We start from the raw sequence: 1,828 nt of genomic DNA on the forward strand, positions 1-1,828 counted from the left end.
GGATAACTAATTATTATAATACACAACTAAATAAAATGAAGGTATTCATTAGTTGGTCTAAACATCAGAGCATGGAGATGGCCATTAAAACCAAAGAATTACTGGAAAAGCTAAATCCTAAGATTAATGCATTTGTTTCAGAAGTAGACATAAATGGTGGTCAAGACGTTCAAATTAAGATTTTAGAAAAAATAAAAGAATGTGATAAACTTGTCTTGTGCTTCACTAAGGAGAATAAAAAGGCTCCTTGGCTCTTATTTGAAGCGGGGTTTGCAAGAGGTTTGAATAGAACAGTGATACCTTTCCTCTTTGATGATGACCCTAATTGGCATTCATGGATAGACAATCCGATGAATGTTGCTCGGGAAATCAAATTTAACCATGATGGTTTCAATAAGACATTCCTAACAAGTTTTGATTTAAAGGAGACACCTGATAACGAGAGAAAAATAGATGACTACAAAAAATCCATTCTGAGAATTAAAGAAAATTTCAGAAGTATTGATACGCAATGCGAAGATCTTATTGATAAGCTAATTCATAATGAGGCGTTCGTTCTAGAAAACCCATTTTTTAAGGATAAAGCAGGATACTTTCTTTCTGGTTTTGAAAGTTATGAGTTATTCAAGGTTATAATTGAATCATTTCTGTATACAGGAAAACACCTTTGGATTTATGGAAGAAAAAACATGAAGCTTTTTGGGGGAAGCTTCAAGAATTTTTTTAAATATCTACATGAGAAAACAACAAATAATCCAGGGATGGACGGTATAGATTTTCGATGTCTATTTCTGGATCCAAACTCCGATGAGGTCAAAAAAGCTCATATTCAACAGCATATTTTTAAGTTCGAATTAGAGGCAACTCTGTTACGCGCAAAAGATGAAGTTAGAGACAATGATACGCTTAGAAATTGCTTCAAACTATATTCAAATAAAAGAGAAAGTATCATAATTAGATTAGATGAATCTATTATATATTGTAGACCAAGTTTTGATTCGAATGGATTTCCTCAGTTACTCACAAACACGGGTTTTGAAGTTTTTAGTACCAATTCGAAGAAAGGAAAAAAGTGCTTGAAGATTTACGAGAATGTTTGGAATAATGCCAAAGCTATGCCTGAAAATTTTGAAGTCTTTTAGCAAGGCACTTAATAATTTCAGTTTTTGTTTGTCCAACACTTAAATGTGTTATATCAATGTCATTAAAGATATTTTCTGTTTTTTTTGATAGTGTTTGAGTACTAGCAGAGAGTGCTAAATTAGTATCGAATACAACCGATAGGTTTTGTATTGTGTATTTCAGTGGATTCCTTTCTTTCCATCTTTCAAATAGTGAGTGCTTGTCATTTATGAATAAATTGAAGTAGATAATATTATCATTGTCAAACAATCCATCTAAAATCTCAGGCACTATATGTACACCATTAATTATGGTTGTTATGCCTTTCCTTTTTTGTCTGCCAATGATTTTTTCAAATGATTTTTTCATATGCCCACATTGTTTTTTTGCTTCATCATAGCTAAGAAATTTTGCACTTGGGGTTATCTCTATTTCCTTAAATAACAGGTGAGGTTCATTTTTAAATTTGTCTTCGATATATTCATTATAGCCCCTCAGCACTTCTCTTATTAAATCAGTTTCTTCTACTATTCTGAACTCATCAAACATTTTTAGTAATTCATATGAGATAGTGGTTTTGCCCACTCCAGGAACACCTGAGATAAAAACGATAAACCCCTTAGGCAATTCAAAATCTAGTTTTGCATTAATGTTATTGCTCATTTTGGTCGTTCCCTAGTAAAGGAAGCATAATAATTAGTTATCC

General features: G+C 32.0%; 2 protein-coding genes. One reads left to right on the forward strand and one right to left on the reverse strand.

Annotated elements, in window-relative coordinates; all coding sequences use genetic code 11:
- A partial coding sequence (locus ACFSQJ_RS14305) for a toll/interleukin-1 receptor domain-containing protein (RefSeq protein ID WP_377767656.1) occupies positions 1-1,142 on the forward strand: 1,142 nt, incomplete at its 5' end.
- Here the strand turns inward: ACFSQJ_RS14305 and ACFSQJ_RS14310 are convergent.
- The gene (locus ACFSQJ_RS14310; protein WP_377767657.1) at positions 1,114-1,785 is read right to left on the reverse strand and encodes a hypothetical protein; all 672 of its coding nucleotides are present in this window, start codon (positions 1,783-1,785) and stop codon (positions 1,114-1,116) included. The genes ACFSQJ_RS14305 and ACFSQJ_RS14310 overlap by 29 nt on opposite strands.
- Positions 1,786-1,828 lie beyond the last annotated feature (43 nt).

The sequence above is a fragment of the Croceitalea marina genome (assembly GCF_042684265.1).
In the GTDB taxonomy this organism is placed as follows: domain Bacteria; phylum Bacteroidota; class Bacteroidia; order Flavobacteriales; family Flavobacteriaceae; genus Croceitalea; species Croceitalea marina.

Coding starts and splice junctions, on each gene's coding strand:
- ACFSQJ_RS14310 (WP_377767657.1), bottom strand. CDS start 1,785: ATGAGCAATAACATTAATGCAAAACTAGATTTTGAATTGCCTAAGGGG.